The sequence below is a fragment of the Pseudoalteromonas sp. P1-16-1b genome (genome assembly GCF_001401785.1).
In the GTDB taxonomy this organism is placed as follows: domain Bacteria; phylum Pseudomonadota; class Gammaproteobacteria; order Enterobacterales; family Alteromonadaceae; genus Pseudoalteromonas; species Pseudoalteromonas undina.
The window spans coordinates 81348-95802 of sequence record NZ_LKGQ01000001.1; the positions used below are offsets into that span (position 1 = coordinate 81348).

Genomic DNA, 14455 nt, shown 5'->3' on the forward strand with positions numbered 1-14455 from the left:
TAATTAGCGTTTGCGATAATAGTGAGAAGTTCCCTTCTTCTCAACGCTATTTTTATTAAAGCTAATTTAAGTAAGGCTTAACGGTATGAGTGATAAGTTAACTAAAACCCTGAATATATTTGTTCGCACTGTGCAAACGGGAAGTATGAGTAAAGCTGCCGCAGACCTTTTAATGACAACCTCTGCAATTAGCCAGCAAATAAAACAAATAGAGCAAGATGTAGGTTTGAGTTTATTTAATCGCAGCCCTCGGGAATTAACGCTTACCGAGGCCGGTGAGCTGTATTATCAAAGTTGTTTACAAATGCTTGCCGTTGCAACAGCTACATCAGAACAATTACAGCATTTACAAAATTGTCCGAGTGGGCAATTAAAACTAGCAGCCCCTGTCGGTTTTGGTGGTGGGTTATTAAGCGAGCCTGTAAAGCATTTAATTAACCAATTTAGTGATATAGATGTGCACTTAACGCTTTCTGACGAGCCGATTGATATGATCAGAGCAGGTATTGATTTGGTGTTGGCGATTGGCCCTCTCGAAGACTCAAACTTAATTGCACGCCAGCTCGCTAGTTGGCCATTAATACTGTGTGTTCATAAAAATCATGCACTAGCACAGCAACCAAAAATCACACTGGATGACCTAAAAGCGCATAACCGCATTGCACATATAGCTGTTGATCCGGCGCTTACGCACCTTACCCGCGGTGAAAGCACAACACTACCAAAAGCGCGTATTGCCATTAACAATATGCAAACTGTGATTCAATTTGTTCTCGACGAGTTAGGCTATGCTATTTTGCCAGAGCCTGAAGTACGCAATTTCTTAGCTACAGGAGAACTTTTAGAAATATGTACCGATTGGCAACTTCCCCATTACGATGTATTTGCTCTAACGCCTGCACGCGACACGTTAGCAGCAAAGACAAAAGCTGCAATTAAAGCACTTAACGCATCATTTTCAGCTATTTAAATAACCTAAGTTCAGTTTAAGGCTTGTTTATAGTTAACTAATTGCAAGCCAAACTCCTACTAGCACCATTAAACTTCCCGCAATACAATTCATCCACTTAATGTTATTGCCTTTGGTTAAAAATAACCGCAGGCTTTTGCCACCTGTTGCATAAATCATCATACAGATAAACTCTGAGAGCAAAATAATGGCCACCAGCACCGCTAACTGGGGCGCAACACTGTATTGTACGTTAATAAAAGGAGGTAATAAGGAAATCATAAACGCCCATCCCTTTGGATTGGCAATGGCGGTTACAAACCCCTGTGAAAATAATGAATATCGGCTCACGGCTGTTGTGTTATGCGTATCAACCGACATCTTTCCTTTCGCACGCCACATATTAATGCCAATGTAGATTAAATAAGCGCCACCTAGCCATTTTAAAATATCAAATGCGCTGGGGTAATTAAGCATTACACTGGCAACACCTAACACCGCGGCTACCGCAACACTGGCGACACCTAATAGCTCACCAATCATCATCCATAAAGTTCGGCGCACGCCTATACTCATGCCTAAAGTCATGGCCAGTGTCATGCACATACCCGGAGTAATAGACACAAAAAAGAACGTAGGAACAAATACCGCAAGTGCAGCTACATCAATCATTTAAAGCTCGCAATAGGTTAAAAAAGTAGTGTTAATTTTGAATGAAAGGGTAAAGGAAAAATAGCTATCGGTAAATTAGAAATAACAGCATCGAGAGTCGGGCTAAGAGCACCGAGCTTAGCCCGAGTTAGCAGCGCAGTATTTCGCGCCGCCAAACCTCGAAGCCCTGAGCTCGAAACTCTTAGCAAATTAATTTACTGTTGTTTCAGTGTCTACTTCGTTATCACTTAACAAGTACTTATCAAGCCATTGCTCTTGCTCCCACAGTACATGTAATAAGCTTTTACGGGCACGGTAGCCATGAGCTTCGTAAGGAAGCATCACTAAACGCGCTTCTTTACCCAAGCCTTTAAGCGCTGCGTACATACGCTCACTTTGCATTGGAAAAGTGCCCGAATTAGGGTCCTCTTGACCGTGGATCATTAACATAGGTTCGTTAATTTTTTCAGCATGGAAAAACGGCGACATGTTTGCGTACACACTTTGTGCTTGCCAAAAATCACGTTCTTCACCCTGAAAACCAAACGGCGTTAATGTGCGGTTATACGCACCACTTCGGGCAATACCAGCCTTAAATAAGTCGCTATGCGCTAATAAGTTAGCCACCATGAATGCACCGTAAGAGTGCCCTGCAATGGCGATATTATCTTTATCAGCAATACCCTTTTCAACCAGTACATCTACCGCTGCTTTGGCGCTAGAAACCAGCTGTTTTCTAAAGTGATCATTTGGCTCACTACCATCAACACCTACAATCGGCATTTTAGGATCGTCAAATACCGCAATTCCTTTAGCTAAATAAGGCATTGGGCCCCAGTAACCTATGTAGGTAAATTCGTATTCTGATTCGCGTACTTGTGAAGCAACCGCTTTATCTTTATATTCAAGTGGATATGCCCACATCAGAACAGGTAAAGGCCCTTGTGTTTTGTCATACCCTGGCGGTAAATAAAGCGTACCTGAAAGCTCAACACCGTCATCGCGGGTATAACGTAATTGCTCTTTAGTCACCCCTTTAAATGCTGGATACGGATGCTCAAATTGGGTCAGTTGCGTTAAGCTATCTTTATCTAAATCGCGAATAAAAAAGTTAGGCTGCTGCGTTTTAGATTCACGAATAGTGATAATACGCTTACCTTCATCGTCTAACAAAGCTCGCACTCGCTCGTAGTAAGGTGCAGCCGATTGCCATACTCGCTTAGTGCTATTTGTTTTTACATCATATTGATCTAAAAATGGAATATTTCCTTGCTCAGATGCACCGTTTCCACGAAGGTAAATGTAACGTCCGCCTACGACTTTTATAACACGCGTGCCTAAGTCGTTTCGTTCATATATGGCACTACCTGGATCTTTATAGGCATCATTGTAGCTTCGCTCTGAAAATAACACGCGGTTACTATCAGCATTACGTGGTTGAATTACATAAGTGCGCACTTGTCGGTCACTAAAGCGCCAATCACTTAGCATGGCAATGTTGTCATTACCCCATTGTATGCCTGCAAAACGACGCTCTACTTTGGCAAATAATTTAGGGTCACGTTTAAATGGTGCTCGTAAACTATAAAGGTAATCATGATGCTCAACCTCAGTTTTCATATCGCCGCCATCTTGCGCTTCGGCCCAAATAACCTCCGCGCCCTGATCAGCTCGCCACTCAAAATCACGACGACCTGTGCGAACACTGTCATACCCTTGTGGAATGTTGTCGGCAAGGGGTTGCTTTGCCAGCTCGACTAATGCATATCCACGCATTCCCCATATTTGCCATGTAGTTGCAAAACGGCTGTAAGGGACTTGATACGAAAATGGCTCGTCGATGGTCGCGACTAAAATATTGGTTGAATCAGGCGAAATTGAAAACGATTTAAATAAGCCAGCACGGCCAATTGGCTGTGCTTTACCATCAAGCGTGATATACGCTAATTGACCTTGACCATAAAATTTAAATTGTGCTTCATCAAATGGGCTGGTTAATAAGTTTTGATAAGTACGCGCTGGGGCTTTTTCACCGCTACTTTGTTGAATAACTGGTACTGTGCTTTGGGTATCATTGGTTAATCTGGGTTTGTCTAGGTTAACCGCTAAATTCGCCACAATCGCTGTGCTATCGGGTAACCACTGATAAGGTGTAGCGGTTAATACTGAATTTAGTGCAAACTCATTTAACTGCTTTGCTTGCTTGGTTTTAACGCTATAAACCCAAAGCCGTGCGTTATCCGGTTGTTCAACAATAAACGCTAAATACTCGCTATTTGCTGACCAGCGAGGAGAGCGAATGATCCCCTGCGGCAAATTATTTACGTTAACCACAGTACCACTTTCTACATGCTTAAGTTCTAAAGCACTGTATTTGGCACTTACCCGTGAGCGTGAAAAATTAGCTGGGTTGAGCTTGATCCCCGCAAGCTTAAATTCTTCTTTTGCCAGCTCATCAAGCGACACAACACGCTTGCGTTCAAACAAAGCCAGCCACTGTCCATCACTTGATAAAGAACTAGTTGGTGCTAACTTAGCATCTACGAGTGTAGCAAGCGCTGGTGAAGGGGTTTGATATCCTTGCTCTGCATAACTTGCAGGCAATAAAACAATGCAGCCTACCAAGGCAATTAACAGCCTAAAAGCATTCATGTTTTCATCCTTTTTATTGTTAAATATTACCGGATATATAAACACGTTTTGCACCATTCATAAAGTGTTAAGCTAAGTAATGACTTAAGTAGCCTGAATACGCTAAAATACACGCCTATTTACTCAACGCTAAAATTGGTTGTTTATGTCCATTAATTTGCAGCATTTTAGTTTTTCGAAATCATACTCTGCTTTTTAAATACCGTTACAGCTTTTAAAAATATACCACTGTGTTTGAGTCTGTTTTTCCATCAAATAATTAGAGAATCTAGCCAATGAAAAAAGTGCTGGTAATTGGCTATGTATGGCCAGAGCCCAATTCATCTGCTGCAGGTACGCACATGATGTCGTTACTAAATGCGTTTAGGGCGCAAAACTGGGATGTTGAGTTCGCCACGCCCGCACTGCCTACCGAACACATGGTTGACCTTGCCGACTTTGGTATAACCAGCCAAAGCATCGCTCTTAACTGCGATAGTTTTGATGACTATGTTAAAGCTTACAACCCCGATTTAGTGATGTTCGATCGTTTTATGATGGAAGAGCAATTTGGTTGGCGCGTAGATAAGCATTGTCCTAATGCACTTAAAATTTTAGACACCGAAGATTTACAATGCCTGCGTAATGCACGCCATGAGGCGCATAAAGGTGAGCGCGAATTCAACCACAGCGATTTACTATCAGACATAGCTAAACGTGAAATAGCCGCTATTTTACGCTGCGATCTCAGCTTAATTATCTCAAGCTATGAGATGGAACTACTCAATGAAGTGTTTAAAGTTGAGCCTAGCGTGTTACATCACTTACCATTTATGGTTGATTTAAGTGCCTTACCTGAGCAAACTAAATCGTATCAACAACGCCAACACTTTATGACCATTGGTAATTTTAGACATGCCCCAAACTGGGATGCGGTACTCTATTTACAAAAAATTTGGCCGCTTATCCGCAAACAACTACCGCAGGCAGAATTGCATATTTATGGTTCCTACCCACCGCCAAAAGCCACCGCGCTTAATAATCCTAAAACCGGCTTTTTAATTAAAGGTTGGGCCGATGATGCGTATGAGGTAATGCAAAGTGCGCGTATTTGCTTAGCTCCTTTGCGTTTTGGGGCAGGTATTAAAGGTAAACTTTTAGAAGCCATGATCATGCAAACCCCAAGCATCACCACGCCTATTGGCAGCGAAGGTATGCACAGCACGTTGCCGTGGCCAGGTGTGGTAACAGCAGATGCGCAAGCTTTTGCAGATGCCGCAGTTTCTTTATACAACAACGAGGCTAAATTTAGCGAAGCGCAAGCCGCTGGTAACCTTCTGCTTAATACTTTATATGATAAAGTGCAGTTAAGTGCTCAATTAATTGAAAAAATCGACTCAATAAGCAGTAATTTAGATGCTCACCGGATGAAAAATTTCACGGGTCAAATGCTCAAACACCATACCATGCGCAGCACACAATATATGTCGCAGTGGATAGCAGAAAAAAATAAAAAATAACTTTAAAAATCACTAGACAGGCGGCGATTTGTGTTTAAAATCGCCGCAAATAAACTTGGGCAATTTTAGCATTATTGCCTATATTTTTAGCTTAGTTATTTAATAGTTGGTTCAAAACAAATTTGAAAACCGCAACGTTTACTGAAAAACGCAAATTTATCGTTAAATTGGGCAAAATGCTCCATAAATACGGTACCCCTGCCTATCGCTTAGAAGCCCACTTAATGGAAGTGGCGACTTATCTAGATCTTAAATCTTCGTTTGTTATGTCGCCCACGTCGGTTACCTTTGTTATTTGGACCGATGGCCATGAAGATGAATATACCCATGTTGCCCGCGTTGACCCGGGCGATCACGATTTAGGTTCACTTGCCGATACCGATGACCTAGTTAATAAAATGCTCAATGATGAGCTCACGTTGCAAGAGGTTGATCAGCAACTTGATCTCATTTTTGATGCCCCAAACCCTTATAATAAAGTGCTGACAGGTGTTGCCTTTGCCACCTCTGGCGGCGCATTTGCAATGCTTATGGGCACCAGTTGGAATGATGTTCTGTGGTCTGGGTTATTAACCTTTATTGTATACTTATTTGTATTGTGGTCGGCCCGTTCGAAACGTGTGGCTCACATGCTTGAGCCATTAGTGGCAATAGTGTCGGCTATTCTTGCTTGTGCTATTAGCGTTCATTTAGATGCACACATCAACATTCGATTAATTGTGCTTTCTGCCATTATTGTGTTTATACCCGGTTTAGCCCTTGCACTTGGCCTGGCTGAACTCGCAGCCAGACATTTAGTATCGGGCACAGCTCGCGTTATGGACTCATTTATGTTGCTGTTTAAGCTTTATTTTGGGGCTTTTATTGGTCTTGCTATTGGCTTTGCAGTCTTTGGGCAAGCCGATTTCGTACAACCAGAGCCATTACCAAAGTGGACTGCATGGCTCGCTATTTTACTTTTATGTAGTAGCTTAATCGTTATTTTTAGAACTAAGCTTAAACATGCAATCTGGTCTATTGCCTCAGGCTTTATAGCTTATGGCACCAGTATTGGGCCTGCTATATATTTAGATTTAAATTACACGTTAGGCACCTTTATTGGTGCATTTTCAGTTGGTGTATTTAGCAACTTATTTAACCGTGTTGCCAATGCTCCGGCCTCTATTGTAGCTATGCAGGGATTAATTGTATTAGTGCCTGGGAGCAAAACGTATATTGGTTTAAACTCACTAATTGAAGGCCAAGACTTTGTTTATGCAGATCATATTGGTCAGCAAACGTTTTTAATTTTCATGTCGCTCGTGGCCGGACTTATTTTTGCAAACGTAGCGCTTCCTCCTAAAAAAAGTCTATAACATTAAGCGCGGTTTCACACCGCGCTATAGCATTATTGCCTTCATTAAACCCCCTCTTTTGAGGATTAATCGCATTTTTTAGTATATTAAGAACACCTTGCTATAATGGCTGAAATCTAATAAAGCAAAGGAAATAACAATGCTAAAAACTAGCTTAGCGATAGCAATTGGGCTTTCAAGCTCACTTGCATTTGCGCAATCAGCAATTACTGTTGAAGACATTCCAAAAGTAAAATCGGTAATACAAACAACCGTTAGCCCCGATGGCGACAGTGTTGCATTTACCCGTTCGTTACCTCGCACGCTTTACGTTGATGAAAATGGTAGTAATTACAGTGAGCTTTACGTTGTTGACGATAAAGGTGTTGAACGTCCTTTTATTACCGGTTCGGTTAATATTAAAAGCCTACAATGGTCAAACGACAGTAAAACAATTTATTTTTTAGCGAAATTAAAAGACGACAAATATACTTCGCTTTACCAAATACCTGTTGATGGCGGCCAAGCACAAGCGGTTATGTCATTAAAAGACACATCTATTTCAAGCTATCAGTTAAGCCCTGATAACAAGCAAGTCGCTATTTTAGCAATGCCAGCTGCTGATAAGTCAGAAAAAGAACTTAAAAAACTTGGCTTTAAAGCAGAAGTGTACGAGCAAGGCCTTAAAAACAAGCAGCTTTTTATTGTAGATTTAGCTAAAGCCGACAAGCCACTTACCCCTACCGCACTCAATGTTGATAACTACGTGAGTGACGTTAATTGGGCTGCGAATGGTGAAAAGCTTCTGGTTAAAACTCAACCTACCGCACTGATTGATGATAAATACACAAAATCGATGTGGCACTTGTTTGATATTGCCAGCAACAAAGTCACCTTATCGTTTAAAACTGAAGGTAAGCTAGGCGATGCCGAGCTTTCGCATGACGGTAAATACATTGCTATTTTAGGTGCTGAAGATAAGCACGACCCTGCAACTGGCCGCTTATTTATTGCCGATACTAAAACCGCCGAAATCACTGAATGGTTACCTAACTTTATGGGCCACGTTGTTGACTTTGAATGGTCGCATAAACGTAACACGCTTAACTTTATTGCCAATGTGGGCACAGAAAGTTTTGTTGCGAGCATTAAAACCGGCTCTAACAAATACAAGAAGCTAGTAAAAGAGGGCAAATTTATTGCCTCACAGCTAAGTGTTTCTGATTCAGATAAAACACTAGCACTTCGTGGTAACACGGCAAAACACCCTAACGAAGTCTTTATTGTGCGCAGTAACAAGGCAAAACGTTTAACTGATTCAAACAGCTGGTTAAACGACAAACGCTTTGCTAAACAAGAAACAATTACCCTTAAAGCGCGTGACGGTGTAGAGCTTGATGGTGTACTAGTTTACCCACTCGATTATGAAAAAGGCACACGCTACCCACTAATTATGTCGGTACACGGTGGCCCTGAAAGCCATGATAAAAACGGCTGGGTAACTAACTACTCACGCCCTGGTCAAATGGGTGCTGCACGTGGTTATGCGGTATTTTACCCTAACTACCGTGGCTCAACGGGTAAAGGCGTGGATTACTCTAAACTAGGTCAAAACGATTACGCAGGTAAAGAGTTTGACGACTTAGTTGATTTTAAAAATCACCTTGTTGATTTAGGATTAGTTGATACTAAGCGTGTTGGTATTACCGGTGGTTCTTACGGCGGTTATGCATCAGCCTGGGGCGCTACAAAGCTAACCGAGCACTTTGCTGCCAGCGTTATGTTTGTGGGTGTCACTAACCAGCTATCTAAATTTGGTACTACTGATATTTCAAACGAAATGAACCTAGTTCATGCGCGTTCATACCCATGGGATAAATGGCAATGGTACCTAGAGCGCAGCCCAATTTACTGGGCGGGTCAATCTGAAACGCCACTGCTTATTATGCATGGTAAAGACGATCCTCGCGTTCACCCTGCACAATCTATGGAACTTTACCGTTACATGAAAGTGCAAGGTAAAGATGTTCGCCTTGTTTACTACCCAGGCGAAGGCCATGGTAACCGTAAAGTAGCGGCACAGTACGATTACAGCTTGCGTTTAATGCGTTGGATGGACAACTACTTAATGGAAGGCAAAAAAGACATGCCTGCATTTGAAATTGACCATGCAGCTAAATTAAAAGCAGTGAAAGACGCTAACAAATAAGTATTAGCTTAATACCAAAGGCCAACATAAATATGTTGGCCTTTTTGTTTGTAATGCCAGGCATGCTTAGTGGCACAGCAAAGCTTATGTTACACTCTGACTAATTACTCTGAAAACTGCTAATCACACTATTGCCATGTCAAACCCTGCTAGCTGCTTTACCACTTTTAATGAAAATATAGATAACCTTGCACTGCCTGAGCAGTTTACGTTTCCCTTTTATTATAAACCTCATCCGCTGGCCGTTGCCGCTGCAAAACAATTACAACAACAATTAAAAAAGCTAGATAAGGCTATTTTAGATACAGATGATATTGATGCCGGTAAAATGTTTGGTGTATTGGTTGTTCAAGATGAGTCGCAACAGCTAGGCTTTATTAGCGCCTATTCGGGGCAAATAGCGGGGATAGATGAGCAACTGCATTTTGCGCCAAATGTGGCACTTAAACATATAGACGATGCAGAATTTAGTCAGCAGAGCCAAGTGATTAACGATATTAATGCGCAAATTACAGCCTTGCAAAACAGTGATAATTATCAACAAATTGAGCAACAGTTAGTGACTGCTCGCCAACACTATGAGCAACAACTTATCGCCAAGCAGCAAGCGATGCAAGTAACTCGAAAACAGCGAAAACAGCAACGGCAAGCCGCCGGCGAACAACTCAATAATGATGAGTTTGAAAAACTGAAGAACCAATTAGCTGGGCAGAGCATTGTTGAGAAAAAACAACTACAAGCATTAAAGCAACAGTGGCAAACACGCATTGCAGCGCTTGAACAAGCACAACTCACAATAGATGATGAAATTAACGGATTAAAAAAACGCCGTAAAGTACTCTCTAAAAATTTACAAAAAAAGCTATTCGCTCAATACCAGTTTTTAAATGCAAACGGCGAAGTGACCGATTTGAATGCAATTTTTGCCAAACTGCCCGAGCACACACCGCCTTCAGGCGCGGGAGATTGTGCCGCGCCAAAATTATTACAATATGCTTATAAACATAATTTAAAGCCCCTGGCTATGGCCGAATTTTGGTGGGGCGCACCGCCTAAGTCGGCAATAAGACATCATTTACATTATTACCCATCGTGCTATAGCAAATGCCAGCCTATTTTAGGGCATATGCTAGAGGGGTTAAATGTTGAAGACAACCCGCTCTTGGTCAACCCTGCACAGGGTAAAGACTTAACGATTGTTTATCAAGACGATGATTTGTTAGTGGTAAATAAACCTGCTGAGTTTTTATCTGTGCCAGGCATTAATATTGACGATTCGGTATATATGCGAATCAAAACTCAGTTCCCACACGCTTCGGGGCCACTTATTGTGCACCGATTAGACATGTCGACTTCAGGGCTGTTAATGATTGCGCTAAATAAACGGGTACATAAAGCACTGCAAAAGCAATTTATAGAGCGTAGTGTAGAAAAACGATATGTTGCTTTAGTGGCAGGTAACATTGCTGCTGATAGTGGTAGCATAGAGTTACCTTTAGTGCTTGATTTTGATGATAAGCCACGGCAAATGGTGTGTTACAAAACGGGGAAGCCGTCATTAACATCATGGCAGGTACTGGAACGTAAAAATAATACCACCCGCTTACAACTCTATCCAAAAACAGGACGTACTCATCAATTGCGTGTTCACTGTGCCCACCACTTAGGGTTAAATACACCTATTGTAGGCGACACCCACTACGGTGAAAAATCAGACCGATTACATTTGCATGCCGAGTATTTAGCTTTTACCCATCCTATTAGTCATGAACGATTAGAATTTGAAGTAGCCGCTGATTTTTAAATCAGCGCTGCTTTTAGTCGAATCGGATTCCAAAACAGTGCCATTTTTTCATATTGCAAAGTAGGTAACTTTTACCGTTGCAATATAGAAAAATTTACCTGCATTATGCAAAGCCACAATCCAAACAATATAAAAATCTATAAAATTCATACTGTTAAAAATTGGCATTAGCTTTGCTTTTATTATTGTACGTATTTATTAAAGCAACTAAAAGCACCAATAAGTGCTTTTAGTCACACACAGTAAATGGCTTGCTAACCGCTTGCTGTGCTCAACAGAACTTCCTACACTCCCTGTGTACTTTATTGGTTATAGGCTAACGCTTATAACCATTTTTTTTTGCTTATTATTTAACGGTAAATTTTACGTCTTGATCGCGTAATAAATAAAGCGCAAAACACGCAGCCCACATAGGCCATGCTGCAAAAAACAGTAAATTATTAAAGCCATCAATGTACTGGTTGTAAGAAGACAGCGTTGATAGTCCATGCATTATAAAAATAACACCGTAAGTAATACGTTTTTTAAAACCGACTAAAAATGCTATTACTAATAATAATTGCAGTGCACCTAAAATATAAGCAATAGTATCGGTAGAGCCACTGATCCCATAAAAATGTTCAAAAATACGGGCGCTATGCCCCGGATTTACAAATTTATCCAGTGTCCACATTACCATCACAATAAACACCCCTAAGCGCAGCGATAAAAGCGACCATTGCAAACGAGTTTGTACATCTGTATTGATCGAATCTGTCATAAAATTTCCTTAAAAAAGATATAAATAAACTAATTGGCAAGTAAGACCGTATAAACGTATTTTTATTTTCAATTAATTAAAATTAAACCTAAACTGATCTTAAGTTGAGTTATTTAAAGGCACTATTATTTAAGCGCTAAGATAAAAAATAAAAATATTAGCAATTGATTGAAAGATATTTTTATCTGTCTTGGTCTTTTGTGTACATCAACATATAACAATAGAGAAACACGATTTGAAATACACGTATTTAGCTTTAACCCTCGCCCCCCTATTAAATGTAGCTTTAGCTGCTCAGGCTAATGAAACAACTAGCTCTGACCCCATTGAGCGAATTGAGGTGGCAGGTCAAGCGCTTAAATCTAAAAACCTCTCTATTAAAAACACCACAGTAAACGGCCCTTTTGGCGACAACCTGGCTTTGCAAGACATAGCCCGCTCTGTGACCCCTATTTCTAAAGAGCTAATTGAGCAACTTAACATAACAACATTGCACGATGTTCTGGCAGTAAGTCCTAATACATACGCTGCAAGTGGTTTTGGTGCACCAAGTTTACCGACGATCCGCGGCCAGTTAGGTGAGTTATTTCAAGATGGTACTCGACGCCAAGCGGGTAATAATGGTTTTGGTGTGCCGTTGTCGTTTAATGCGATAGAACAGATAGACGTAGTTAAAGGTGCACCACCTGTATTGTTTGGTTCAAGCCAACGTAACGGTGGCTTTGTAAACTTGCACTCTAAAACAGCGTCAACTGATCAGCGCAAAGGAAATGTGAAGTTGTCTGCAGGCAGTTGGGATAAGTATAGTGCCCAAGTAGATTACAACGCACCGATTGTTGAGGATAAAATTGGCTTACGTGTTAGCTATGAGCATATTGATCAGGGTAGTTATTATGACTATTCAGCCACACAAAGTGATAGCTTGTTTGCGGCATTAAAAATTTTACCGGATGATAAAAGCAGTTGGGACATTAACTTTGAACTGTACCAAACAGAATTTACCGATAACGCTGGTATAAACCGCCCTACCCAAGCGCTTATCGATCATAATCTTTATATTACTGGTCAAGGGTTACAAGCGAATGGCAGCACAGTTCCTGGCGCAGGCTCTATTATATCGCCTACAGGACAAGTCAAAATAGATACCAGCCGTGTGCTTACCGATCCTGATAATCTCAATCAAGCAACCACTTATTTAGTTCACAGTATTTATAAGCGCGCACTGTCTGATGTAATGTCGATTAAAAACATTAGTTACTTTCAACATTTGCAGCGCGAAGAAATAGCACAAAATAGTTTTGTTGAAATAATTGATGGCGCCGATACAGCACAAAACCGCACTGAACTCACGTATCAATGGAGCGATGAGCAGCAAACCTTATTCGCCGTTGATGTTCGTTATAATAAAGTATTGGGTTACAGCCAATTTACTACTGAAGCCGACACACCTATTGATTTAACCGGCCCACTTTCAAACCGCCGCATTCCATTAACTGATGCACAAAAGGCACGTTTGGTAGAGCTACGCCCCGGTGTATATGTGTCCCCTGGTGGTCAGTACGATATTAACAATGATGGCAGTGGTGATTTTAATTTATCAGATACGACAGACTCACGCTCTTGGCAAACCGGCATTGCCATTCAACAAGACTCACAATGGACTGACAGCTTACGCACCAGTGCTGGCTATCGTGTTGATTACTATGATGTAGAAGCACACGACCCGATTGCACCTCAAGGTCAAATAGCGGCTAGTGATGGCATAAATGATACACTGCAATCAGCGCAGCTGAGCGTTAATTACTCAGTTAATGACGATTTAACCACTTATGCGGCAGCAAGTTATAACGAAGCCACCTCTAACAGCATGGCCGGCGGTAATACGTTAGGTGGTGACAATACAATTAGCGGACAAAATTTTGCTACGGAAAATACTTTAGTCGAGTTTGGCGTGAAATATGCGCCAACACAAAGCGACTGGTATGCAGATGCTGCTGTATTTAGCCAACGCCGCAGCTTACGTAATCGCGATGGTAGCAATACTGGCATTCGTACAACCGGATTCGAAAGCCAAGTATTTTACGACGCTTACCCTTACTGGGTAAGCGCAGGCTACAGTTACATTGATGCCCGTTATGATAACTCTGCGACAGGCCAAGACTCAGCTCAAATAGCCGATGCATTTGATAATTCGCGCCCCGACATTATTGCGGGTAACAGCATAGGTGCACCAAGTTACACTGCTTTTGCGCCCTCAAACCGTCAAGTACAAGGGATCCCGGAGCAATCATTAAGCTTAAACGCTAACTATACAATTACCTCTCAGTGGCAAGCTGGATTTTCTGCCCTGTATACTAAAAGCTACCCTTTAGATTTTTTGGCTACCGTATACATTCGCGATCAGCATACCTTAAATGTTAATACCAGCTATGCGTTTACCTCGGCGACTAAATTAAGACTCGATGTAAATAATATTACCGATCAGCAAAACTGGCGTCCTGTATTTGAAGGTGGCTATTTTGGCGCGACACTCGCGTTCCCAGAATTACCAATTAACGCTAAGCTCACGCTTACCCATAACTTTTAAACCGTTTGAG

General features: G+C 41.4%; 9 protein-coding genes. 6 read left to right on the forward strand and 3 right to left on the reverse strand.

Annotated features, from left to right (window positions below; translation table 11 throughout):
* The first annotated feature begins 85 nt into the window (after positions 1–85).
* Positions 86–970 (forward strand): LysR family transcriptional regulator, encoded by an 885-nt coding sequence (locus AN392_RS00360; protein WP_055011472.1) that lies wholly within the window; start codon positions 86–88, stop codon positions 968–970.
* 33 nt (positions 971–1003) lie between these two features.
* On the opposite strand, the gene AN392_RS00365 is transcribed toward AN392_RS00360, so the two are convergent.
* Positions 1004–1621, reverse strand: a complete 618-nt coding sequence (locus AN392_RS00365) for a LysE family translocator (protein ID WP_055011473.1) — start codon at positions 1619–1621, stop codon at positions 1004–1006.
* Positions 1622–1810: 189 nt separating this feature from the next.
* Complete coding sequence (locus AN392_RS00370; RefSeq protein WP_055011474.1) at positions 1811–4252, reverse strand: prolyl oligopeptidase family serine peptidase; 2442 nt, start codon at positions 4250–4252, stop codon at positions 1811–1813.
* 275 nt (positions 4253–4527) lie between these two features.
* Between AN392_RS00370 and AN392_RS00375 the strand changes: the two genes are divergently transcribed.
* The 4 genes from AN392_RS00375 (at position 4528) to AN392_RS00390 (ending at position 11098) form a co-directional block, all read left to right on the forward strand.
* A complete protein-coding gene (locus tag AN392_RS00375) occupies positions 4528–5751 on the forward strand; it encodes a glycosyltransferase (protein WP_055011475.1) in 1224 nt (407 codons plus the stop codon).
* 122 nt (positions 5752–5873) lie between these two features.
* Complete coding sequence (locus tag AN392_RS00380; protein WP_082424772.1) at positions 5874–7106, forward strand: threonine/serine exporter ThrE family protein; 1233 nt, start codon at positions 5874–5876, stop codon at positions 7104–7106.
* Between the two features lie 139 nt (positions 7107–7245).
* Entirely contained in the window at positions 7246–9294 is a 2049-nt protein-coding gene (locus AN392_RS00385; protein WP_055011477.1) for a S9 family peptidase, read from the forward strand.
* Between the two features lie 136 nt (positions 9295–9430).
* Positions 9431–11098, forward strand: coding sequence for an RluA family pseudouridine synthase (locus tag AN392_RS00390; protein ID WP_055011478.1), 1668 nt, complete (start codon positions 9431–9433; stop codon positions 11096–11098).
* A 346-nt stretch (positions 11099–11444) separates the two neighbouring features.
* Here AN392_RS00390 and AN392_RS00395 read toward each other — a convergent pair whose 3' ends face one another.
* On the reverse strand, positions 11445–11858 hold the full coding sequence (locus AN392_RS00395; protein WP_054201343.1) for a hypothetical protein: 414 nt from the start codon (positions 11856–11858) through the stop codon (positions 11445–11447).
* A 235-nt stretch (positions 11859–12093) separates the two neighbouring features.
* On the opposite strand from AN392_RS00395, the gene AN392_RS00400 reads away from it, so the two are divergent.
* Positions 12094–14445, forward strand: a complete 2352-nt coding sequence (locus AN392_RS00400; protein WP_055011479.1) for a TonB-dependent siderophore receptor — start codon at positions 12094–12096, stop codon at positions 14443–14445.
* Positions 14446–14455 lie beyond the last annotated feature (10 nt).

Excerpts from the sequence above, each read along its gene's own strand:
- AN392_RS00360 (WP_055011472.1), top strand. The coding sequence starts at position 86 with ATGAGTGATAAGTTAACTAAAACCCTGAATATATTTGTTCGCACTGTG.
- AN392_RS00365 (WP_055011473.1), bottom strand. The coding sequence starts at position 1,621 with ATGATTGATGTAGCTGCACTTGCGGTATTTGTTCCTACGTTCTTTTTT.
- AN392_RS00370 (WP_055011474.1), bottom strand. The coding sequence starts at position 4,252 with ATGAATGCTTTTAGGCTGTTAATTGCCTTGGTAGGCTGCATTGTTTTA.
- AN392_RS00375 (WP_055011475.1), top strand. The coding sequence starts at position 4,528 with ATGAAAAAAGTGCTGGTAATTGGCTATGTATGGCCAGAGCCCAATTCA.
- AN392_RS00385 (WP_055011477.1), top strand. The coding sequence starts at position 7,246 with ATGCTAAAAACTAGCTTAGCGATAGCAATTGGGCTTTCAAGCTCACTT.
- AN392_RS00390 (WP_055011478.1), top strand. The coding sequence starts at position 9,431 with ATGTCAAACCCTGCTAGCTGCTTTACCACTTTTAATGAAAATATAGAT.
- AN392_RS00395 (WP_054201343.1), bottom strand. The coding sequence starts at position 11,858 with ATGACAGATTCGATCAATACAGATGTACAAACTCGTTTGCAATGGTCG.